The organism is Actinoplanes sp. NPDC019969, assembly GCF_055562375.1.
The window spans coordinates 42711-62170 of sequence record NZ_JBVHFK010000019.1 but is presented as its reverse complement, the minus strand read 5'-3'; the positions used below and the strand labels follow the sequence as shown (position 1 = coordinate 62170).

Genomic DNA, 19460 nt, shown 5'->3' with positions numbered 1-19460 from the left:
CTCGTACGGGCCACGCCAGGTCCCGTGGCACTCCACGCGAGGAGGCTGCCCGCTCACTGCCGTTGCGCGGCCGCCGGGCCGAGGCGTTCGGTCGCGGTTTCGTGCCGTACCGCTTTCTCGGGTTCCGGGCTGTCCCGCCGCCACCCGAACGCGCTGGCTGCTCCGTCTCGCCGCCGCCGGACCCGCGCCGGCGACGGCGACGGGCGCTCAGGAGATCTCGCTGATCTTGCCGATGTGCAGCGTGCCGCCGGCGAGCCGCGACGCGTACGCCTGCAACGCCCCCGCGTCCGCGTCCGCGCGCACCGGCGCCGGCCACGAGCTCCCGCTCCACGTCTGGTTCCACAGCCCCAGTCCCGAGCGAACCGTGACCAGGCTCAACTGCGACGCCGGCCAGCCCGCCGCCGACAGCGCCCGCACCTGCCCGGTCGCCGGGCTCTCCCCGCCGCCGGGCACCACCGACGCCGACCCCGACCAGGCCGTGTCGGTCCCGGTCCGGTGATAGACGGTGCCCCACCCGGTGATCGTGAACAGGTGCAGGCTCCCGTTCGGCAGCGCGGCGATCGACACGTCGGCGATACCGGTGTTGGTGTCGACCGGCGTGGCAGCGCCCGCGACCAGGTCCCGGACGCCACCGGTTCCGGACAGCACCAGGTGCAGCCGCTTGCTGACCGGGTGGTAGGCCGCCGCGATCGAGGTGAGATCGGCACTGTCGTCGACCTGGGCCGAGGCGCCGGCCCAGTCCCCGCCCGCCGGACGGACCCGGTGCCAGACGCCCGAACCCGGGATCATCGTGAACGCGTGCAGGTTCCCGGACGGATCCGCCGTGACCGCCACATCGGTGATCCTCGCGTTCGTGTCGAGCCGGGTCGCCGCGCTCTCCCACACACCGTCCGCGTCCCGGGTACGCGACCACACCCCGCTTCCCGGGATCAGCGTCAGCACGTGCAGCCGCCCGCCGAGGTCAGCGGTCGCGGCGATCCGGCCGATCGAGGCGTTCCCGTCGATCCGGGTGGCCGTCCCGGCGACCGAGTCGAACACCCGGCCACGCTGCGCGGTGTCCTCGACGCCGTAGTGCGGGCCGGCCACCCGCGCCTTATAGAACTGCGCCCCCGGCCTGGTCACCGAGCCGCCCGGGCCGAAGAAGTCGAGCGTCGCCGTACACCATCTGTTGACCGCGCCGCACGCGCCCGCCGGCGACTTGTAGTAGTCCGCCCGCGTCTGCACGATCCGCCCGGACGGCTGCACACTGATCGACTTCACCGCGTTCCGGTCCACGCCGGTGCCCGCGCCGGTGAGCTGCCGGGTGCTCTTGTCGTAGGCGTACACCCGGTTGTTGGTGGTGATCCACAACCGGTCCGGGTCGGTGTGGTCCGCCGCCACGTCGTGCACGGCGTCGGTGCCCGTACTGATCACCTGGGTCCGCGCCGTGTCCTCCCGCAAGCCGGGCGCCGACGCCGGGCCGGTCACCTCGAGCGCCTTGAGCACCTGGAATTCGCCGGCCGTCCGGTAGCCCGGTGACCCCGCCACCCACAACCGCTGAATCGACGGATCCCAGAGCGCCGCGTGCGCCTGCTCCAGTGCGAACGACGCCGACGCGCTCGTCGCCGTCGCGTACACCCGGACATACCCGCCGGTCGACGCCGCGACCGCCACGTTGCCGTCCGGCAGCAGATCGATCGAGTGCCGGTTGTCGGCGGCGGCCGCCTTGTTCGCCCACACCCGCTCCCCGCCCGGATAGGTCGCCACCGCCGCGAGCCCCGAGCCGTCCGCCACGACGAGGCGTTGCCCCGCCGGCGTGTTCCGGACCCGGAAGTCGTTCCCGCCGTTGAACCCGGCGATCTCCGGGCCGGAGAACCCGAGAGCCGTGGTCGGCGCCCAGCTCCAGCTGTCCCAGGCCGACGTGGCCGCGTTCAGCCGGTAGATCTTGTCGGTGTTCTGGTCCCCCGCCAGAACCGCGTAGTCCGCCGTGGCCGCAACCGCCGCCGACGGCGCCACCGCCCATGACAACCCACTTACCAGCGCCACGATCCCGGCACCGAAACCCCGCATGGTCATCGAGGGATCATAGTGATCGTTCTCCATCTCCATGTTCGACAGACCACCAGGCCCTCCCTCCGAACCGGTCACCCCGCCTACGTCGTCCTAGGAAGATAGGCTGAAGCCTGGTCGCGTTGTGAATCTTGACCGGGGGGCACCAGCAGATCAACATTGCCGGATGTACGACATGCCGCCGACATCACCGTGGTTCGTCACGCCGTCCGGGGCCGAGGTCACCGGCTTCCAGGCCGTCGGTGACGACGCTCTGCGCTGGTGGCGGCGGCTCCGGCGGGCCTACCCCGAGACCGGCCTGTGGCCCCTGCTGATGGAGTCGGACACCCCCGAGTACCTGGCGGACTCCTACACCCACGCCACCGTCGCCGCATCCCTCGCCGACGCCCGGGCCCTCGACGGCGCGGCGCTCCTGGCCGGCGAGGGCGAGCGCAGCCTGGCCGCATGCTCCCCCGAGTACGCCGCGGTGCTCCGCGCCGAACTGGCCGGCCACGGAGAATGGCCGGACCAGCCGGAACAGCCCGGTTTCGGCCTGCCCTACGGCTGGGACGGCAGGCCGGAGGAGGTGACCGTCGCTCTCGTGCCGGTCACCGCGCCGTGGCTGGTGCCGGTGACCCTGCACTACGGCGGCTGGAACAAGTACCCCGCGCCGGGCGCGCACGCCGCGATCATCCGGCACTGGAACGACCGCTACGGCGCCGAACCGGTCGCCTGGACCGGAACAACCGTCGAGTACGCGGTCGCCCGCCCACCGGCCACCCGGGCCGACGCCATCGCCTTCGCCTGGGAGTACCGCCTCTACAACGACGGCGAGTACGACCTGTACCGCGCGGAGACCCTCACCGACCTGGCCGGCGGCCTCCTGAACGCCCCGGTGTGGCGCATGTGGTGGGACTGACCAGGCCCGGGATGCTAGCGGCGCCCGCTGACAACGATTCCCGCCCAGAACCGCCGGAGGCTCATCCGCCGTTCCAGAACCGGCAACGCCCGTTCGTCCCCGGTCATCGCCAGCGCGGCCGCCGCCGAGAAGGCCGTGGTGTCGTCGTCCCGCCCCGTCGCGGCGGCCAGCGCCCCGGCGTGATCAGCGGCCGGCCGCCCCGCCGGCACGAACAGCTCCGCGGCCCGGAACCGGACGTCGTGCGACTCGTCGCCCAGCGCTTCGGCGATCGCCGCCCACAGGCGCGGCATGGGCAGCCGCCACCGGTCGAGCACCTCGGTCGCCACCGACAGCCCGACCCACCGCGACGCCGCATCGCCGCCGAGAACCTCCAGCGCCAGCCGCTCCCCCTCCTCCGGATGCCCCGCGATCCGCTGAGCCAGCCATCCGCGGGTGACCGGTGGCCCACGGCGCCGGCGGCCGCCATCCGCACCTCCGGGCACGGGTGATCCAGCCAGGAGGCGAACCAGGCGGAGGCCGTCTCCCCGTCCGCCGCGCCGAGTGCCCGGATCTGCCCGGCCAGGGCGAGATCGTCGGTCTCCCGCCCGGCCTGCTCGCGGATCAGCTCGGCCGGCACCGCGCTCCCTCGCCCGGACCGATCCGGGCCGTGATCCGCCGGATCCGGCCGCCGGGTGGTGACGGCGACGGCGTGGGCGCGGACCACGGTGGCTCGTCCGGCGTCGCGGTCGGCGATCAAACACATGAGGTACGGCGTCACGCGCCGGACCAGCGGATCCGGATCGGCCACGAAGCCGGTGAGTGACGGCAGCCCGGCCAGCAGCTCGCGCTCCACGGGCAGCCGGTCGGGTGGCCACTCGTACCAGCAGGTCACGGCGGCCTCCCCGATCAGCCGGAGGATCCGTTCCCGGTTGCCGTTGCCGGGCGCGTGCGCGAGCTGGAACAGCCGCCGGACCAGGGCCGGGCCGTCCGGTGATCGCAGCACCGACCGCAGTGTGCCCGACCCGCCGGACAGCGTGGCGAACGCCGCCCGGCCGTCACCGCCCGGGCCGAGCGAGGCCAGCACATCACCGTGCGCCGAGACGCTCATGCGAGCCGAACCGAGGCGTCGACCGGCGCCATGGTTACGCTGTGTTCGGCAGGAAGCCGTGACCTGGTTTCTCCGGGTGTTGTAACAGGTTGTCCGGGATCCGACCGTGCCGACCGGCGGAGGGCCGTGTAACACTGCACCGGCTCCCTTGATCGAAAGGCCGGTCCGTGTCCTCGTTCGATGACCTGTTCGCCCACCATGTCGCCACCGGCATGGCCCGCCAGCTGGCGCTCGCCGACCTGCTCGGCGATCGTGGCTGGCAGCTCGACCTGAACGCGGGCATCGTGACGTTCGGCAATGACCTCCGTTACCCGATCCAGCTGCTGGGCACGGAGAGTCACGGGGACGGCACCTGGCTGTGGGCGTGGGCGAACACCGGCAGCAACCTCGACCCGTCGCTGCTGCAACTGGCCGGCTGGCTGCGCGAACACGGCCGCCTCGAGGGCGTGCGCGAACTCTCCGAGCCGTCGCTGCGGCTGGACCGGGTCGACGGGCACCGGCTGGCGCTGGTCGCGTCGGGGCTGACCGGGCGACCGTATTACCGTGGCACCTACAACGGGGGTGCGATCTTCTTCCACCTGGAGAATCTGCCGTCGCGGGTGCAGGGCGCGGTCCCGCCGGAGAAGGTCTTCACCGTGCTCGGCCAGGTGCTGCAGGCCTTCACCGTCGATCATCGGACCGTGGTCGTGTCGTTCCTGCGGCAGCAGGGCTGGCGGGTCGAGGACGGGCCGGCCGATGTGCTCGGGCGGCACCCGGACGGCTCGCAGGTGCGTGTCACCTTCGACCAGCTGGGGCGCATCAGCGACCTCACCGGTCAGGTCCAGCCACGTTGATCGGCTGACCGGAGCCGGCGATCTCGGCCCAGGGCTTGAGGACGGCGTCGACGGCCACCTCCACGGCGCGCTGAACGGCGGCCGGGTCCTCCGCGTCCGTGTCATTGAGCAGCACCTGCAGGGCCCCGGTGACCGCTCCGATGAAACCGCCGGTCAGCGCGGCCGCGCGAAGCTCGTCGAGCTGCTCCGGGAAGGCCTCGGCCAGGTGGCGGGCGATCTCGCGTTGCGCGTCGAGCTGGATCTGGAAGGAGCGGCTCCGGACGGCCGGGATCGTGCGGATCAGCCGCAGCCGTAGCGCCGCGAGCCGGCCGCTGAGATCGTCGCTGTCGTCACCGGCGCGGCGCAGCGCACGCAGCAGCACCTCGGCCGGCCCCTCGGAGTCCGCCCGCCCGTGAATGGCGTCGACCGCGTATTGCACCCGCAGCCCGGCCTCGGGGAAGAGCACGTCCTCCTTGCTGGCGAAGTAGCTGAAGAAGGTGCGGGTGCCGATCTCCGCGGTCGCGGCGATCTGCGCGACCGTCGTCTCGTCATAGCCCTGCCTCTCGAACAGCTCGGCGGCGGCCTCGATGAGGGCCTGCCGGGTGCGGGCTCGTTTGCGGTCTCGGAGTGACACGCGGCAAGTGTATGGCACGCATGGCAAATCTGCACTCGTTGCAATTCTGCATTGAGTGCGAGTACGGTCGCCGGCATGAAGGCACTCGTCTCCGGGGCCGGAATCGCCGGCCCGACACTCGCGTTCTTCCTGATCCGCCAGGGCTGGGATGTCACCGTCGTCGAGCGCTCCGGCGCTCCACGCTCCGGCGGCAACCCGGTCGACGTCGCCGGATCCGCCCTGCCCGTCGCCGAGCGGATGGGCGTCCTGCCCGAGATCCGCGCGGCGGCCACCCACGCCACCGCCCTGCGCGTGATCGACCCGGGCGGCCGCCCGATCGCCCGCCTCCCCGCGCCCGGCCCCGCCGCCTCGGTGGAGATTCCCCGCAGCGATCTGGCGGCGATCCTGACCGGCGCCGTCCGCGACGACGCCGAGTTCCTGTTCGACGACACCATCACGGCGGTGCGGCAGGACCCGGCGGGGGCGGACGTCACCTTCGAGCGGGCCGCCCCACGCCGGTTCGACCTGGTCGTCGGGGCCGACGGGCTGCACTCGGCGGTCCGGCGGCTGGCGTTCGGGCCGTCGTCGCGGTTCCAGCGTCACCTCGGGCTGCACGTCGCCACGATGCCCCTCGGGGCGCCCGCCGACGTTCCGGGCGAGGTGCTGCTGTTCAACGCGCCCGGCCGTCTCGTGGCGGTCCATCCGTCGCGCGGCGCGGCGCAGGTCGCGTTCATCTTCCGGCACGGCGAGATCGCCCGCGACGGCTATCGCGAGCGGATCCTGGCCACCTATGCGGCCGACGGCTGGCGGGTCCCCGGGCTGCTCGACCGCCTTCGTTCCACCACCGGCCTGTGGGCCGACACGGTCAGCCGCGTCGACCTGCCACGCTGGAGTTCCGGCCGGGTCACGCTGCTCGGTGACGCGGCCTCCTGCGTCTCCCTCCTCGGCGGCGGCACCAGCCTGGCGATGACCGGCGCCCACACCCTCGCCACCGCGCTCGCCGGGAGGCCACACGACCTGCCCGCGGCCCTCCGGCACTACGAGACCGTCCACCGCCGGCTCGTCATGCCGAGACAGCGCCGCGCCGGCCGGGCCGCCGCCCTGCTGGTCCCCGCCTCCCCGGCCGGTCTCACCACCCGCAACCTGGTCGCCCGCACGCTGAGCCGCGCCGCCTGAGACCCGATCCACCGCACCCGGTGACACGAGGCGGCTATTCGCCGCCCTGGACGCTGTAGTCACGGTCGCCGCCGGGCTGACGGATCTCGTGCACCGGCGAGGGCCCGGCGAGGCGCACACCGTCGCCGACGGTCGCGGGCCGGCCGGCGGCGATGGCGTCGGTGACGGAGAAGGCGCCCCAGCCGCAGGCCAGACCGATCGCGATCAGGGCCGCCAGCCAGCCGGCGCCGAGGGTTCGGCCCTGCCCGACCACGGTGACGAAAGCAGCCACGCCACCCACGACCACGACCATCCGGAGGATCTGGAGCGATGTCTGCGACCGACGGGCCGCAGCCCGGGCGAGATCACGGGCGGCGACACTGCTCACGACGCACGCGACGGACTCGCCACAGGTTCCGCACACGACCGGGGCCGTGATCTCGCCGTGGGCCGGCCGGTCCACCGGCACCGGATGCAACGCGAACCACTGCTCGACCGTCTGCGCCGGCTCGGCCACCCCCTCGGGCCGCTGCGGGATCCGGTGCCCGAGCTGCCAGGACGGTCTGGCGTCCACGCTGTTCACCGCGACTCCATGGACGGATGTTAATACCGGTAATGACGCGACGGTGACCCGTCGCGAAGACGGGATAAGGTGCCGGATGTGATCGGAGAGCCGTTGATCTTCCTGGATGTCGACGGGCCGCTGATCCCGTTCCGGGAGCGGGCGGACGCGCCGCCCGGGCCGCCCGCGCCGGATCCCTCGGGGCATCCGCTCATCCACCGGCTCGATCCGGAGGACAGCCGCCGGCTGCTGGCGCTGGGCTGCCCGCTGGTGTGGGCCACGACCTGGATGGACACCGCGAACGAGCTCGTCGCGCCCCGGCTCGGGCTGCCGGAGCTACCGGTCGTGCCGTTCCCCGACGACGATGACCCCCTGACCGGCAACGGTCTGCACTGGAAGACGGTGACCCTCACCCGGTGGGCCGCCGGCCGGCCGTTCGTCTGGCTCGACGACGAACTGACCGGCGCCGACCGGCGATGGGTCGGCGACCACCACCCGGGGGCCGCCCTGCTCCACCGCGTCGACCCGTTCACCGGGCTCACCGGCGCCGACCTCACCCTGGTCGGCGACTGGCTGGCACAGGTCACCGCCGGTTCACGGCCGTGAACCGGGGGACGGCCGCGGACGGGATCGGGAAGATGTCACATTCCGCGTAGCGGCGGTGCTTCAGTGATGTGAGCGTCAAGTTACTGGTACCCGAGCGGGAGGACGCCGTGCCGGCCTCCGTGCGATCCGACCTGGAACACATATTCCGGGCGGCCTACCCCAAAGTGGTCGGGGTGGCCGCCCGGGTCCTCGGCTCCCGGGACGAGGCCGAGGACGTGGCGCAGGAGACCTTCCTCGCGTTCAGCCGCACCGGCGTTCCCGCCGGCGAGGCGATCGGCTGGCTCTGTGTGGCGGCGGCGCACACCGCGCTCAACCACCTGCGCTCCGGGCGGCGCCGGGCCTCCCGCGAGGAGGCGGCACGGGATCCGCGGGTCGCGGTCGCCCCGGACGTCGCGGATGCGGTGGTCGCCCGGGACGAGCACCGGCGGGTCCGGGCGGCCCTGTCCCGCCTGCCCCGCAAGCAGGCCGTGGCCCTGGTGCTGCGGCACAGCGGGCTGAGCTACGCCGAGGTGGCGGCCGCTCTCGACCTCTCCCCCGGCAGCGTCGGCACCACCGTCCGGCGCGCCGAGACCGCTCTTCGTGAGGAGTTGAACCGTCATGCGTCATCCCGCTGACGGCACGCTGCGCCGGCTGCTGGACGAGCCGGACGGTGTCGCCGACGTCGACCGCGACCACGCCGACGCCTGCCCCGAATGCCGGTCGCGGATGTCCGCGGCCTCCGAGGACGCCCTGTTCGCCGGGTCGGCGCTGGCCTTCGACGTCCCGGACCTGGACGTGGACGAGGGCTGGCGGAAGCTGTCCGGGAGCCTGACCGAGGCGCCGACGCCCCCGCCGACGAGAAAGCGGATCGGCCTGCGCAGCCCGGTCGTCGCCGCGGTCGGTGTGGTGGCGCTGCTCGGTGGGGCGTCCGCTGCCGCCGCCGGGGACTGGTTCCCGATCTTCAAGACCGAGAAGGTCGCGCCGATCACGGTTCCGCAGGCGGACCTGGTGCAACTGCCGGAGCTGGAGGACTTCGGCACGATGACCCGGGACGCGCGGCCGAACGTCCGGACCGTCGACGAGGCCCGGGACGCCCGGGAGATCACCGGCCTGGCCAGCCCGCGGATCAACAACCTGCCGGACGGGGTGACCGGTCAGCCCCGGTTCCTGGTCGGGGACAAGCTGACCGGGACGTTCACCTTCGATCGGGCACGGACGGAGAAGACGCTCGGACAACCGGTTCCGCAGCCACCGGCCGGGATGGAGACGAGCCAGTTCCGGATGACGGCGGGGCCGGGGCTGGCCGCCGTGTGGCCCGGGGCGAGCGGCGCGCCCGCGCTGGTGATCGGCCGGGTGGTGGCGCCGAAGGCGTTCTCGAGCGGGGTGCCGTTCGAGACGGCCCGCGACTACCTGCTGTCGCTGCCGGGGCTGCCGGCGTCGGTGGCCGGGCAGTTGAAGACGTTCACCAAGGACGGCGGGACGCTGCCGCTGATCGTGAAGGCGGGCAGCGAGACCAGCTTCACCACGACCGTCAACGGGAAACCGGCGACCGTGCTGACCACCGAGGGCGGCGCGATCTCCGCCGTGGTCTGGGTCGACGGCGGGTTCATCAACGGGGTCGGCGGCTCGCTGAGCGCCGCCGAGGTGCTGCGGGTGGCGGCGGAGACACAGTGGGCCAAGTGACGTCATCTCCGGCGGTGTGGGTGTCCCACCTGCGGAAACGGTACAAGAAGCGGACCGCGGTCGACGGTGTCTCGCTCACCGTCGGCCGGGGTGAGGTGGTCGGGCTGCTCGGGCCCAACGGCGCCGGCAAGACCAGCGTGATCAAGATGATGCTGGGGCTGGTGCGCCCGGACGCCGGCGAGGTGATGCTGCTCGGGCAGCCGAACACCGACCCGCGGTCACGGCAGCGGATCGGGTACCTTCCCGAGCTGTTCCGCTACCAGCCCTGGCTCACCGCCGACGAGGTGCTCGCTCTCCACGTACGGCTGACGGGGTTGAGGATCTCTGACCGCGACCGGCGGGAGAACCTCGCCCTCGTCGGTCTCGCCGACCGGTCGCAGGACCGCGTCGGCGGGTTCTCCAAAGGCATGCAGCAGCGGCTCGGGCTGGCCGTCGCCCTGGTGGCGCGGCCCGAACTGGTCGTTCTGGACGAGCCGACGAGCGCGCTGGATCCGCTCGGGCGTGCCGACGTACGGGATCTGCTGCTGTCGTTGAAGGATCAGGGTGTCGCCGTGCTGCTCAACTCGCACCTGATCGGTGAGGTGGAACGGGTCTGCGATCGGGTGGTGATCCTGGACCGGGGCCGGGTCGCCGCCGCCGGAACCCTGCCCGAGCTGCTCGGCCGCCGGACCCTGCGGCTGCGCCTGACCGAGGTCGCTCCGGCGGCGCTCGATCATCTTCAGCCCGCCGAGCGCGATGGTGACCTCTACACCGTCGCCATGCCCGACGACGTGCCCGCGCTCGTCGCCGACCTGGTCAAACTCGGCGTCCGCGTGCACGCCGTCGAACCCGCGCGGGTCAGCCTCGAGGAACGGCTGCTCGACATCCTGCGTACGCACCCCGGGGAGCACCAGTGAACACCGTCGCCACCATCGCCGCCCTCACCCTGCAGGAGGCGTCCCGCCGCCGGGTGCTGCGCTCGCTCGCCGTGCTGACGTGCGTGCTGCTCGCGCTCAGCGCCTGGGGGTTCGCCCGCCTGGACGCCGAGTTCGGTGGCCTGACCAGCGGCGAGGCCAAGATCGCCGGGTCGACGGTGCTGAACCTGGTGATGTTCGGGTTCAGCCTGATCGCCGCGCTCGGCACCGCGTTCCTGGCCGGCCCGACGCTGTCCGGCGAGGTCGAGTCCGGCATCGCCCTGGCGATGATGACCAGGCCGATCCGGCGGGCCGGGGTGCTCGCCGGCAAGTGGCTCGGCCTGGTCGTGTTCGGCGCCGGGTTCGTCACCGTCGCCGGGCTCGCCCAGTTCGTCATCGTGCACCTGACCGTCGGGTACTGGCCACCGCACCCGGTCACCGGCCTGGCCCTGCTCGCCGGGCAGACCGCGGCGCTGCTCACCCTGGGCCTGCTGTTCTCCACCCTGATCTCACCGATGGCGTCCGGAATCGTGGCGGTCGGCCTGTTCGGCGCCACCTGGATCGCCGGGGTCGTCGGGTCGGTCGGCGACGCGCTGGGCAACCCGAGCGTCGCCATGGTGGGGACGGTGTCGCGGATGCTGCTGCCGACCGACGGGCTGTGGCGGGGCGCGATGAACGCCTTTCAGGATCCGGCGCTGCTCGCGCAGGTGGGGTCCGGCGCGGAGGAGTCGCCGTTCCTGAGCATGGCGCCGCTGACCGGGGCGTACCTGGCCTGGGCGGCGATCTGGACGGTCCTGGTGCTGGCCCTGGCCGCGCTCTCCTTCCAGCGGCGTGACCTGTGAGCTTCGGCGTGCCGTTCGCCGTTCGCCTTCCCGATGGGGCAGGATCTTGGGGTGCTACCCGAGGAATACGACACGTCCGTCCTGCCCGAGCGCCTGCGGCGCATCCTCACGGTGATCCGGGACGCGGCGGTGAAGTACGGGTACGCGCCCTCCACCCGCGAGATCGCCGACGCCCTCGGGATGTCCACCTCCTCGGTCAGCCGCCATCTGCGCACCCTCGAGGAGCACGGTTTCCTGCGCCGCGGCCGGGGTGTGGCCCGGCCCGTCGACATCCGGATGTTCCTGGAACCCGCCGCCTCGCAGGCTCCCCCGGCGGACACCGTCGGGGTCCCGCTGGTCGGCACGATCGCCGCCGGCACGCCGATCCTCGCCGAGGAGGCCCACGATACGACCCTGAACCTGCCCCGGGATCTGGTCGGTCGCGGCACCCTGTTCAGCCTGCGGGTCCAGGGCGACTCGATGATCGACGCCGCGATCTGTGACGGCGACATCGTGGTGGTCCGCCAGCAGTCGGACGCCTGGAACGGCGACATCGTCGCCGCCATGATCGACGAGGAGGCGACGGTGAAGGTGTTCCGCCGCCGTTCCGGCCACGTGTACCTGGAGCCTCGCAACCCCGCCTACGAGCCGATCCCCGGCGACGACGCGGTCATCCTCGGCAAGGTCGTCTCGGTCCTGCGCCGCGTCTGACCCCTGTCCCGGTTCGTCAGCCGTCGCCCACGCGCGTCATCCGGCCGCTGAAACCCGCCTGAGCGACGGCCGACGAACACCAGCCGTCGCCCAGGCTTGCCAACCGGACCCAGAACGCGCCTGAGCGACGGCAGGCGAACGCCCGCAACCGCAACCCCCGCCAGCCGTCGCCCACGCGCGCGAACCGGGCGCCGTAAGGCGTCTGAGCGACGGCCGGCGACCTATCGGGCTCCGGCGGTCAGCGGGGACCGGACGGTCACGCGGGCGAGCACCCCGACGGCGATCGCCGGCGCGGCCGTGAGCGCGAAACACCACGGCAGGGGCAGCCGGTCCAGGAGCAGGCCGATCGAGGCCGCGCCGAGCGCGTTCGCCAGGTTGAACGCCGTGTTCACCCACGCGCCGGCCCGGACCCGGGCGCCGGGTTCGGCGGTGTCGTCGGCCAGCAGGTAGGCGGTCGTCAGCGCCGGCGACACGAACACCCCGGTGACGCCGGCGAGAACGACCAGCATGATCAGCCCCGTGGAGAGCCCGGCGAGCGCCAGCGCGATCCCGGCGGCCGCGGCGAGCAGCGGAAGCCGTACGCCCGCGGGCAACCGCCACCGGATCGCACCGTACGCCAGGCCGCCTGCCACGCTGCCGACGGCGAGCGCCGCCTCCACCCACGCCACCGCCGCGAGATCGTGTCCCCGGCTGACGAAGGCGACCGCGAGCAGGCTCAGCGCCCCGAGCCCGAGACCCATCGCCGCCGCCACGAGAGCCGGCCGGAACAGGGCCGCCGGCACCGGCCGGTGATCATCCGGGGGAGCCGCCGCGGTGCGGGACGGGACGACGGGTGAGGTCACCAGGAGCAGGCTGCCGACGAGGATCAGCCCGGAGCTCACCGCGACACCGAGGGCCGGGTTCGCCACGGCGAGCAGGCCGGCCAGCAGGGGGCCGGTCACGTACAGCAGCTCCTCACACACCGTGTCCAGGGAGAACGCCCGCCGGCGCAGCTCCTCGGCCGGCGCGATCCCGGTCCACAGGGCGCGCATGATCGGCCCGAGCGGCGGGGTGAGCGCGCCCGCCGCCACCGCGAGACCGCACAACAGCAGGGGGGACGTGCCGGGTTGCCAGGTGACGGCGGCGATCACGGCGAGCATGATCGCGTAGGCGGTGGCCATCGGCGTGAGCGCCCGGCGCAGCCCGAGCCGGTCGATCAGCCGGGCGCGCAGCGGGGACAGCAGCGAGCTGGTCAGCCCGTACAGGGCGGTGAAGGTCCCGGCGACGGTGAGTGAGCCGGTGGCGTAAGTGACGGCGAGGACGAACGACAGGAAGACGACACCGTAGGAGAGGCGGCCCACGAGGGCGGCGCCGAAAGTGCGTGCGGCGTACGGCGCCCGCAGCACAGCGTAATAGGAAGGCATGACGAAGTTCCTCTGCGGAGGTGGAAAGGAGGCAAGGCGGCAGTGGCACCGCGGGCCTACGCACAGAGGAACGACATGCGACTACCTTAACCGCTCCCGTACGGGGTCCGGATAGAGCTGCCGCAGGGCGGTGATGGCCCGGCTCGCCCGGCTCTTGACCGTCCCGGTGGAGCAGCCGAGCTGCGCGGCGATCTCCTGTTCGGACAGGCCCGCCCAGTAGCGCAGCACCAGCACCACCCGCTGCCCGGCGGGCAGGGCGCGCAACGCCGCCAGCACCGCCTCGGAGGTGTCCCGCCGGTCGAAGGCGTCACCGTCGGCGGGGCGGTCGGGCGGGGCGGCGGCGGGGATCTCACCACGCCACAGGCGGCGCCCGGAACGCCAGGCGGCACGGACCATGACCTGCCGGGTGTACGCCTCCGGGTTGCCGTCCGGATGCAGTCGCCGCCATGCGCGGTACGTCTTGACCAGGGCCTCCTGGGTGAGGTCCTCCCCGTGGCCGCGGTCGCCGGTGAGCAGCGCGCCGTACTTGACCAGCGCCGGGTAGCGGGCGGTGACGAACTCGGCGAAGCCGTCGGGTGCGGCGCTCACGCGATACCGATCCCGAACAGCGACTTCAGCTCGCGGACGGTGTCGTCGCTGAGCCGTACCCGGCCGCCGTCGGTGGACAGCGCCTCCTGGCACCTGTCGCCGAGCGTGATGATCACCGAGGTGGCGCCGATGTCGAGCCGGGCCGCGCGCTGGGTGTCGTTCGCGCACGCCTCCGCGTTGCCGACCACGTCGTCCTGGTCGCGCATCAGGTCCAGGACCTTCGCGACGGTGTCCGGGTCGGTGGTGCCGGCGTGCCCGGCGACGTCGACGTGGCCCTTGGTGTCGGGAAGGGTGAACGACGCGGTGCCGGCGGTCTCCGGCAGGGCGAGCGTGCCGGCGGCGGTCGGCGTGGTCCGGGCGGACCCGAGGAGGGTGTGCACCTTCACTTCACGGGCCTGGATCCAGATGGAGAGCTTCGACCAGGGCAGGGTGACCCGGGCGACGTCGAGTTCGAACCCGGTGCCGAGGAAACGCCGCGACACCAGCGCCGGTTCACCGCCGGGCAGGGTCACCACGACGGGTGGATGGACGATCAACGGCCGGACCGTGTTGACCTTCGTCTGGCCGGTCTCGGGAAGCGGATCGCCGGTGGGCCGGATCTGGATCCCCGCCACCCCGCAACCCTGCTGATCCGCCCGGTCGATCGCGACCAGCCGGGCGTCGAAGCGACACTCGACAGCACTCCCCTCGGACCAGACCTGCCAGCCGGCGGGGATCGGCAGGGTCAGCGCGCCGGCGACCACGTTCCCGTCGGCGACGGCCGGTTCCGGCAGCATGGTGGCTGCCGCTCCGGCCGGGGGACGCGGCCGGTCCACCGGCACCCGGCCGCTCACCACTGTCACGCCGGCGGCCAGGCCGGCACAGAGGACGGCGGCGGTGACGGCGGTCCGGCGGCGCGCGGCCCGGCTGCGGCGGACCACCGCGGCGACCGGGTCCGGGTGCGCCGGTTCCAGGCCGGCGACCGCCTCGTCCAGCAGTGCGCTGATGCGCTGAGTCATACCCTTCCCCAAGGCATCAGGAGGCCGGCGGGTTCCCTCGGATCGTGCGCATCAGGAAACCCGGGATCGGCCCGGCCGTCGCCGTCACCTCGATCTCGGTGATCTCGGTGCCGGTCCAGGCCGGCGCGGCGAACCCGGTGCGCAGATAGTCCTCGGTCAGGCCCCACGCGGAGATCGCCAGCACGAAGACGGTCGCGCCGGGCGCGGTCAGACGCGGCAGCAGGTCGAGGTACCGGTCGGCGCCGCCGTGCCGGTGCAGGTTGTGCAGGAGCCCGGAATCGAACACCGCGTCGAACCGGCCGCCGGGAAGCGCGAGGGCGTCGCCGGCCCGGAAGTCGGCGGTCAGCCCGGCCGCGGCCGCCTTGGCCCTGGCCCGGCCGATCGCCACCGCCGACAGGTCCACGCCGGTAACCTGGAAACCGCGCCGCGCGAGGGCGAGGGCCAGCTCCCCGGTGCCGCACCCGAGGTCGAGGACGGCCGGGCCGCGTACCCCGCCGCTGTCGATGATCTCGGCAAGCGCCGGCTGCGGGCCGCCGATCTCCCACGGCGCGGCCCCGTTCCGGTAGATCTCGTCGTAGTCCATTCCCGATCACGCCCTTCGATCGTTACCACGGCACCAGCGTCACCCTTGACACCTTAGGAAGGCGACAGTGAGCGGCAACCGGCCTCCAGCGAACGGCACCGGGACGGTCTTCGTGACCGGCTACCGGGACGGCACCTACAAGGCGATCTGGCAGGGCGGCGACGGTGATCGCGGCGCCTACGCCGACACGGAGGGCACCGAGGAGGAGGTCATGCGCTGGGCGTTGAGCCGCGAGGCCGCGCATTACCTGGTCTGGGACGCCGAGACCGGGTCACACGTGCCCCTCGGCGGCTGACGGCCGGTCCCGCTGGAGCGCCTCCACCCCGTCGAGGAGGCGCTCCAGCCCGAAACGGAACGAGCGGGCCGGGTCGCCGACGGCGTTGTACTCCTGACCGGCTGCCGTGCCGACCCGCCCGGACAGCGGGTAGGCGCCCGGAGTCATCACCCGCTCCAGCACCGGCGCGGTGGCCTCCCACCATTCCGCGTCGGAGATGCCGGAGTCCTCGGCGGCACGCCGGGCCAGGATCGAGGTGCGCGCCGAACCGGCGGTGAAGTCGCCGACCAGCGTGGTGACCTGGTCCATCTCGAGGTCGGTCAGGCCGGTGGCCTCGACGGCGGAGAGCTGCCACTCGTAGCGCTCGGACACGTTCGGGCCGAGCCACGGGCGGCCCGTCTCGGCCTGCAGCAGCCACGGGTGCCGGTGGAACTCGTCCCACAGGTGCCGCGCGACCACGGTCAGCCGCTCCCGCAGCGTCCCGGTCAGGGCGGGGTGCGGGACCTCGCCGATCACCTCGTCGATCATCAGGCCGATCAATTCGGAACGGCCCGGGACGTACGTGTAGATCGACATCAGTTTGAGCCCGAGCCGGTCGGCGACCTTGCGCATGGAGAACGCCGGCAGCCCCTCGGCGTCGGCCACCGCGATCCCGGCCCGGATCACCTCGTCGACGCTGACCCGCTGTTTCGGCCCGCGACTGCCCTGGGGTGTGCCCAGGGTGCGGCGCCACAGCAGGTTCATCGTCCGGTCCAGGTCCGCTTTCTCCATCTGGCAAATCTACAACGTGCGGTGTACGGTGTTCGGCGCGACGTTTTTCCGTACGCCATACGGAGTTTAAGGAGCGGCACCCGTGCACACCCTGATCGCCCAAGGACTGCGCAAGAGGTACGGCGACCTGCACGCCCTCGACGGATTCGACCTGCAGGCCGGCCCCGGCGTCATCCACGGGCTGCTCGGCCCGAACGGCGCCGGCAAGACCACCGCGGTGAAGGCCCTGGCCACCCTGATCGACCTCGACGGCGGCACCGCCCGGGTCGCCGGGTTCGACGTGCGCACCCAGGCCCGGCAGGTGCGCCGCAGCATCGGCTTGATCGGCCAGAACGCGGCGGTCGACGAGGTCCTCGGCGGCCGGCAGAACCTGGTGATGTTCGGCCGGTTGTACGGGCTGAGCAAGGCGGACGCCCGTACCCGCGCCGAGGAGCTCCTGACCACTTTCGGCCTGGCCGATGCCGCGGACCGCGCGGTGTCGTCCTACAGCGGCGGGATGCGCCGCCGCCTGGACATCGCCGCCGGCCTGATCCTCACCCCTGCCGTGCTGTTCCTCGACGAGCCGACCACCGGGCTCGACCCGCGCGGGCGCAACGAGGTGTGGAACACCGTCCGGGAGATCGCCGGCCGCGGCACCACCGTGCTGCTCACCACGCAGTACCTGGACGAGGCCGACCAGCTCGCCTCCCGGATCTCGGTGGTGGACCACGGGCGGGTGATCGCCGAGGGCTCCCCCGACGAGCTGAAACGGCGGATCGGCGGGGACCGGGTGACGTTCACCGTGCGGGAGAACGCCGCGGAGATCGCCCGGCGGCTCGGCGCGGAGGCCGACGAGGACTCCCGGATCACCGTCGAGGTGACCACCGACCTGATCGACGTCGTCCGCACCCTGGACGGCCTGGGCGCCCGCCCCGCCGACCTGCAGCTGCGGCGGCCCACCCTGGACGAGGTCTTCCTGCACCTGACCGCGAAGGAGAGCGTGCGATGAACGCCTGGATCCTCACCCGGCGCGAGCTGGCGCACTGGGTCCGCCAGCCGTGGGGGCCGATCTTCGGCCTGCTGTTCGCGGTGATGCTGCTGCTGGTCTTCGGGTTCCTGTTCGGCGGGGCGATCACCGTGCCGGGCGGCGGCGACTACCTGGACTACCTGCTGCCCGGCATGCTGGCGCTCACCATGATGTTCGGCGTCGAGGCGACCGCCATGAAGATGGCCGACGACGCGAAGAAGGGCATCACCGACCGGTTCCGGTCGATGCCGATCGGCAGCACGGCGGTGGCGTTCGGGCGGGTCGGCGCGGACCTGGCGAACTCGGCGGTCGAGCTGTTCGTGCTGATCCTGGGCGGTCTGGCGATCGGCTGGCGGATCACCTCGGATCCGGCCTCGGCTGCGGCGGCCGTACTCCTCCTGCTGCTCCTGAGATTCTCCATGCTGTGGATCGGGATCTTCGTCGGCCTGACGTTCCGCGGCGACGGCGCGACCATGGCCGTACAGGTGCTGGTCTGGCCGATCGGCTTCCTGTCGACGGCGATCGTGTCGCCGGAGACGATGCCGCCGTGGCTCGGCACGCTCGCCGCCGGGAACCCGCTGTCGGCGACCGCGACGGCGGCCCGCGAGTTGTTCGGGAGCCCGACCGGGATCACCGGCGGCGTCCTCGCCGACCACGCCGTCTGGCTGGCGCTGGGCTGGCCGCTGCTGCTCACCGCGATCTTCGTGCCGCTGTCCGCCCGCGCCTACCGCCGGCTGCGCGCCTGACCCTCGCCGTCACCCCATCACGCGGCGCTTCAAGCCGCGTTTGACCCGGCCGGCCCGGTTCTGCAGCTTGGTCAGCACCCCGGGGACCTCCTCCGGCAACTGCTGCTGGAGGTGGTCCGCGTGGCCGATCATCCCGACGATGGTCTCGATCGCCGCGTCCAGGATCTGGCGTTCGGTCAGCTCGTCCGGGCTGCGGCTGTCGGTCATCGCGACCGGCCGCAGGTCACTCAGCTCGCCGACGATCTGGCAGGGATAGTCCTGGAGTTCCTTGATCTGCTGCTCGGCGAGTTCGGTGACCCACTCGGCCCGGTCCAGCCCGACACCGAACCGCACGTCGTTGGCCCGCGCCTGGAGCACCGCCTTGATCAGATGGTGCTGGACGACCCGCTGGTACGGCATCCGGTGCGGGTACCGCTCACCGAGCGCCCCGTTGACCCGGCGCAGCACCTCGATCTCGGCAGCGCCCAGCGACGGGTTGGCGACCGGCGCCGCCTCCTCGCACACGCCGTCGGGGATGCCGACGACGCGTGCGAACCGCCGCCACAGCAGGTCGTGCGGCGCTCCCGGCGGCGGGACGGTGATCAGGTGCCGCTGCGCCGGCGGCACCAGGTCGCCCCAGCGGAAGAACATCCGGTTCGCGGTGTAGTGCTCCCAGAAACCCTCGTACCTGCCGTTCTCGACCAGTCCGAGGAACTCCTCGAAACTCCAGGTGCTGCGGGCCCGGATGCTCTGCTGCCACATCGACGGGAACGTGCGCCACAGGTCGCGGGCCGCCACGATGACGTGCACCTCGGCCGGCTGCAGGCTCTCCACCGCACGCCGGGCCTGCGTGGCGGTGGCCGCGCCGAACCCCTCGCTGGTGAGGATCACGTCGCCGGGGCACTGCACGACCTTCTCGAGCATCCGCTCCCAGGTCCAGTACAGCTTCGGGTCGCGCCAGGGCACCTCGCGCAGGTCGGTCATCGCCTGGTCCTGCGCCGCGAACGACACCGGCAGGTGGATGCCGATCCGTGCCAGCCGCTCGGCGTTGCCGAACAGCATGTTCTGCACATAGGTGCTTCCGGTCTTGGGTGCCCCGATGTGCACGAACACTCGCCGCGGCATGCCGCCTCCTGGTGGACCCTTGTTCAATGGGTGTTAAATGATCAACACAGTAGGTTAACTTACGGTGAAGTCCAAGGGTTCATCACGTTAACGCGCCGTCATAGCATGCTGTGCATGC

23 protein-coding genes are annotated in these 19460 nt (G+C 72.5%); 13 read left to right on the top strand and 10 right to left on the bottom strand.

All coding sequences use genetic code 11. The features are described 5' to 3' along the window. Positions 1-207: 207 nt before the first annotated feature. Positions 208-2055 (bottom strand): DUF6528 family protein, encoded by a 1848-nt coding sequence (locus ACZ3II_RS39520; RefSeq protein WP_465525231.1) that lies wholly within the window; start codon positions 2053-2055, stop codon positions 208-210. Positions 2056-2215: 160 nt separating this feature from the next. On the opposite strand from ACZ3II_RS39520, the gene ACZ3II_RS39515 reads away from it, so the two are divergent. Next, positions 2216-2947 (top strand): DUF4253 domain-containing protein, encoded by a 732-nt coding sequence (locus ACZ3II_RS39515; RefSeq protein WP_465525229.1) that lies wholly within the window; start codon positions 2216-2218, stop codon positions 2945-2947. Between the two features lie 14 nt (positions 2948-2961). Here the strand turns inward: ACZ3II_RS39515 and ACZ3II_RS39510 are convergent, their stop codons facing one another. Further along, entirely contained in the window at positions 2962-3429 is a 468-nt protein-coding gene (locus ACZ3II_RS39510; RefSeq protein ID WP_465525227.1) for a hypothetical protein, read from the bottom strand. A gap of 2 nt (positions 3430-3431) precedes the next feature. Here ACZ3II_RS39510 and ACZ3II_RS39505 point away from each other — a divergent pair, with 2 nt between their 5' ends. Both ACZ3II_RS39505 and ACZ3II_RS39500 read left to right on the top strand, forming a co-directional pair. Next, positions 3432-3749 carry a hypothetical protein gene (locus ACZ3II_RS39505; RefSeq protein ID WP_465525225.1) on the top strand — a complete coding sequence of 106 codons (318 nt, stop codon included), beginning with the start codon at positions 3432-3434 and terminating at the stop codon, positions 3747-3749. A 452-nt stretch (positions 3750-4201) separates the two neighbouring features. Further along, positions 4202-4867: a DUF6882 domain-containing protein gene (locus ACZ3II_RS39500; protein ID WP_465525223.1), complete on the top strand. Its 666-nt coding sequence runs from the start codon at positions 4202-4204 to the stop codon at positions 4865-4867. Here ACZ3II_RS39500 and ACZ3II_RS39495 read toward each other — a convergent pair. Then, on the bottom strand, positions 4842-5480 hold the full coding sequence (locus ACZ3II_RS39495; RefSeq protein ID WP_465525221.1) for a TetR/AcrR family transcriptional regulator: 639 nt from the start codon (positions 5478-5480) through the stop codon (positions 4842-4844). The genes ACZ3II_RS39500 and ACZ3II_RS39495 overlap by 26 nt on opposite strands. A gap of 75 nt (positions 5481-5555) precedes the next feature. Between ACZ3II_RS39495 and ACZ3II_RS39490 the strand changes: the two genes are divergently transcribed. Continuing rightward, a complete protein-coding gene (locus ACZ3II_RS39490; protein WP_465525219.1) occupies positions 5556-6635 on the top strand; it encodes an FAD-dependent monooxygenase in 1080 nt (359 codons plus the stop codon). Between the two features lie 34 nt (positions 6636-6669). On the opposite strand, the gene ACZ3II_RS39485 is transcribed toward ACZ3II_RS39490, so the two are convergent. Then, entirely contained in the window at positions 6670-7197 is a 528-nt protein-coding gene (locus tag ACZ3II_RS39485; protein ID WP_465525218.1) for a hypothetical protein, read from the bottom strand. 78 nt (positions 7198-7275) lie between these two features. On the opposite strand from ACZ3II_RS39485, the gene ACZ3II_RS39480 reads away from it, so the two are divergent. From ACZ3II_RS39480 to lexA, 6 genes are all read left to right on the top strand, one after another. After that, positions 7276-7782 carry an HAD domain-containing protein gene (locus ACZ3II_RS39480; protein WP_465525216.1) on the top strand — a complete coding sequence of 169 codons (507 nt, stop codon included), beginning with the start codon at positions 7276-7278 and terminating at the stop codon, positions 7780-7782. 68 nt (positions 7783-7850) lie between these two features. Further along, entirely contained in the window at positions 7851-8396 is a 546-nt protein-coding gene (locus ACZ3II_RS39475) for a sigma-70 family RNA polymerase sigma factor (protein WP_465525214.1), read from the top strand. Further along, positions 8380-9444: a hypothetical protein gene (locus ACZ3II_RS39470; protein WP_465525212.1), complete on the top strand. Its 1065-nt coding sequence runs from the start codon at positions 8380-8382 to the stop codon at positions 9442-9444. Before ACZ3II_RS39475 ends, ACZ3II_RS39470 begins: the two co-directional genes overlap by 17 nt. Continuing rightward, entirely contained in the window at positions 9441-10340 is a 900-nt protein-coding gene (locus ACZ3II_RS39465) for an ABC transporter ATP-binding protein (RefSeq protein ID WP_465525210.1), read from the top strand. The genes ACZ3II_RS39470 and ACZ3II_RS39465 overlap by 4 nt, the downstream gene beginning before the upstream one ends. Further along, entirely contained in the window at positions 10337-11179 is an 843-nt protein-coding gene (locus tag ACZ3II_RS39460) for an ABC transporter permease (RefSeq protein ID WP_465525208.1), read from the top strand. Before ACZ3II_RS39465 ends, ACZ3II_RS39460 begins: the two co-directional genes overlap by 4 nt. 51 nt (positions 11180-11230) lie before the next feature. Next, a complete protein-coding gene (lexA, locus tag ACZ3II_RS39455; RefSeq protein WP_465525206.1) occupies positions 11231-11869 on the top strand; it encodes a transcriptional repressor LexA in 639 nt (212 codons plus the stop codon). A gap of 221 nt (positions 11870-12090) precedes the next feature. On the opposite strand, the gene ACZ3II_RS39450 is transcribed toward lexA, so the two are convergent. The 4 genes from ACZ3II_RS39450 to ACZ3II_RS39435 all read right to left on the bottom strand — a co-directional run bounded on the left by ACZ3II_RS39450 (position 12091) and on the right by ACZ3II_RS39435 (position 15441). Then, positions 12091-13272: an MFS transporter gene (locus ACZ3II_RS39450; protein WP_465525204.1), complete on the bottom strand. Its 1182-nt coding sequence runs from the start codon at positions 13270-13272 to the stop codon at positions 12091-12093. Between the two features lie 81 nt (positions 13273-13353). Further along, complete coding sequence (locus ACZ3II_RS39445) at positions 13354-13860, bottom strand: SigE family RNA polymerase sigma factor (RefSeq protein WP_465525202.1); 507 nt, start codon at positions 13858-13860, stop codon at positions 13354-13356. Continuing rightward, a complete protein-coding gene (locus ACZ3II_RS39440; RefSeq protein ID WP_465525200.1) occupies positions 13857-14858 on the bottom strand; it encodes a hypothetical protein in 1002 nt (333 codons plus the stop codon). The genes ACZ3II_RS39445 and ACZ3II_RS39440 overlap by 4 nt, the downstream gene beginning before the upstream one ends. A 16-nt stretch (positions 14859-14874) precedes the next feature. Beyond that, positions 14875-15441 carry a class I SAM-dependent methyltransferase gene (locus ACZ3II_RS39435; protein WP_465525198.1) on the bottom strand — a complete coding sequence of 189 codons (567 nt, stop codon included), beginning with the start codon at positions 15439-15441 and terminating at the stop codon, positions 14875-14877. Positions 15442-15508: 67 nt separating this feature from the next. Between ACZ3II_RS39435 and ACZ3II_RS39430 the strand changes: the two genes are divergently transcribed. After that, positions 15509-15736, top strand: coding sequence for a hypothetical protein (locus tag ACZ3II_RS39430; protein WP_465525196.1), 228 nt, complete (start codon positions 15509-15511; stop codon positions 15734-15736). On the opposite strand, the gene ACZ3II_RS39425 is transcribed toward ACZ3II_RS39430, so the two are convergent. After that, positions 15713-16486 carry a TetR/AcrR family transcriptional regulator gene (locus tag ACZ3II_RS39425; protein WP_465525194.1) on the bottom strand — a complete coding sequence of 258 codons (774 nt, stop codon included), beginning with the start codon at positions 16484-16486 and terminating at the stop codon, positions 15713-15715. The genes ACZ3II_RS39430 and ACZ3II_RS39425 overlap by 24 nt on opposite strands. An 82-nt stretch (positions 16487-16568) precedes the next feature. Between ACZ3II_RS39425 and ACZ3II_RS39420 the strand changes: the two genes are divergently transcribed. Beyond that, the gene (locus tag ACZ3II_RS39420) at positions 16569-17474 is read left to right on the top strand and encodes an ATP-binding cassette domain-containing protein (protein WP_465525192.1); all 906 of its coding nucleotides are present in this window, start codon (positions 16569-16571) and stop codon (positions 17472-17474) included. Next, complete coding sequence (locus ACZ3II_RS39415) at positions 17471-18238, top strand: ABC transporter permease (RefSeq protein WP_465525190.1); 768 nt, start codon at positions 17471-17473, stop codon at positions 18236-18238. Before ACZ3II_RS39420 ends, ACZ3II_RS39415 begins: the two co-directional genes overlap by 4 nt. 9 nt (positions 18239-18247) lie before the next feature. Here ACZ3II_RS39415 and ACZ3II_RS39410 read toward each other — a convergent pair whose 3' ends face one another. Beyond that, positions 18248-19342, bottom strand: a complete 1095-nt coding sequence (locus tag ACZ3II_RS39410; RefSeq protein WP_465525188.1) for a hypothetical protein — start codon at positions 19340-19342, stop codon at positions 18248-18250. Between the last annotated feature and the right edge of the window lie 118 nt (positions 19343-19460).

What these genes read in the sequence shown, in the direction of transcription:
- ACZ3II_RS39520 (WP_465525231.1), bottom strand. Translation starts at nt 2,055, where the DNA reads ATGACCATGCGGGGTTTCGGTGCCGGGATCGTGGCGCTGGTAAGTGGG.
- ACZ3II_RS39515 (WP_465525229.1), top strand. Translation starts at nt 2,216, where the DNA reads ATGTACGACATGCCGCCGACATCACCGTGGTTCGTCACGCCGTCCGGG.
- ACZ3II_RS39490 (WP_465525219.1), top strand. Translation starts at nt 5,556, where the DNA reads ATGAAGGCACTCGTCTCCGGGGCCGGAATCGCCGGCCCGACACTCGCG.
- ACZ3II_RS39470 (WP_465525212.1), top strand. Translation starts at nt 8,380, where the DNA reads ATGCGTCATCCCGCTGACGGCACGCTGCGCCGGCTGCTGGACGAGCCG.
- ACZ3II_RS39450 (WP_465525204.1), bottom strand. Translation starts at nt 13,272, where the DNA reads ATGCCTTCCTATTACGCTGTGCTGCGGGCGCCGTACGCCGCACGCACT.
- ACZ3II_RS39440 (WP_465525200.1), bottom strand. Translation starts at nt 14,858, where the DNA reads ATGACTCAGCGCATCAGCGCACTGCTGGACGAGGCGGTCGCCGGCCTG.
- ACZ3II_RS39435 (WP_465525198.1), bottom strand. Translation starts at nt 15,441, where the DNA reads ATGGACTACGACGAGATCTACCGGAACGGGGCCGCGCCGTGGGAGATC.
- ACZ3II_RS39425 (WP_465525194.1), bottom strand. Translation starts at nt 16,486, where the DNA reads ATGGAGAAAGCGGACCTGGACCGGACGATGAACCTGCTGTGGCGCCGC.
- ACZ3II_RS39415 (WP_465525190.1), top strand. Translation starts at nt 17,471, where the DNA reads ATGAACGCCTGGATCCTCACCCGGCGCGAGCTGGCGCACTGGGTCCGC.
- ACZ3II_RS39410 (WP_465525188.1), bottom strand. Translation starts at nt 19,342, where the DNA reads ATGCCGCGGCGAGTGTTCGTGCACATCGGGGCACCCAAGACCGGAAGC.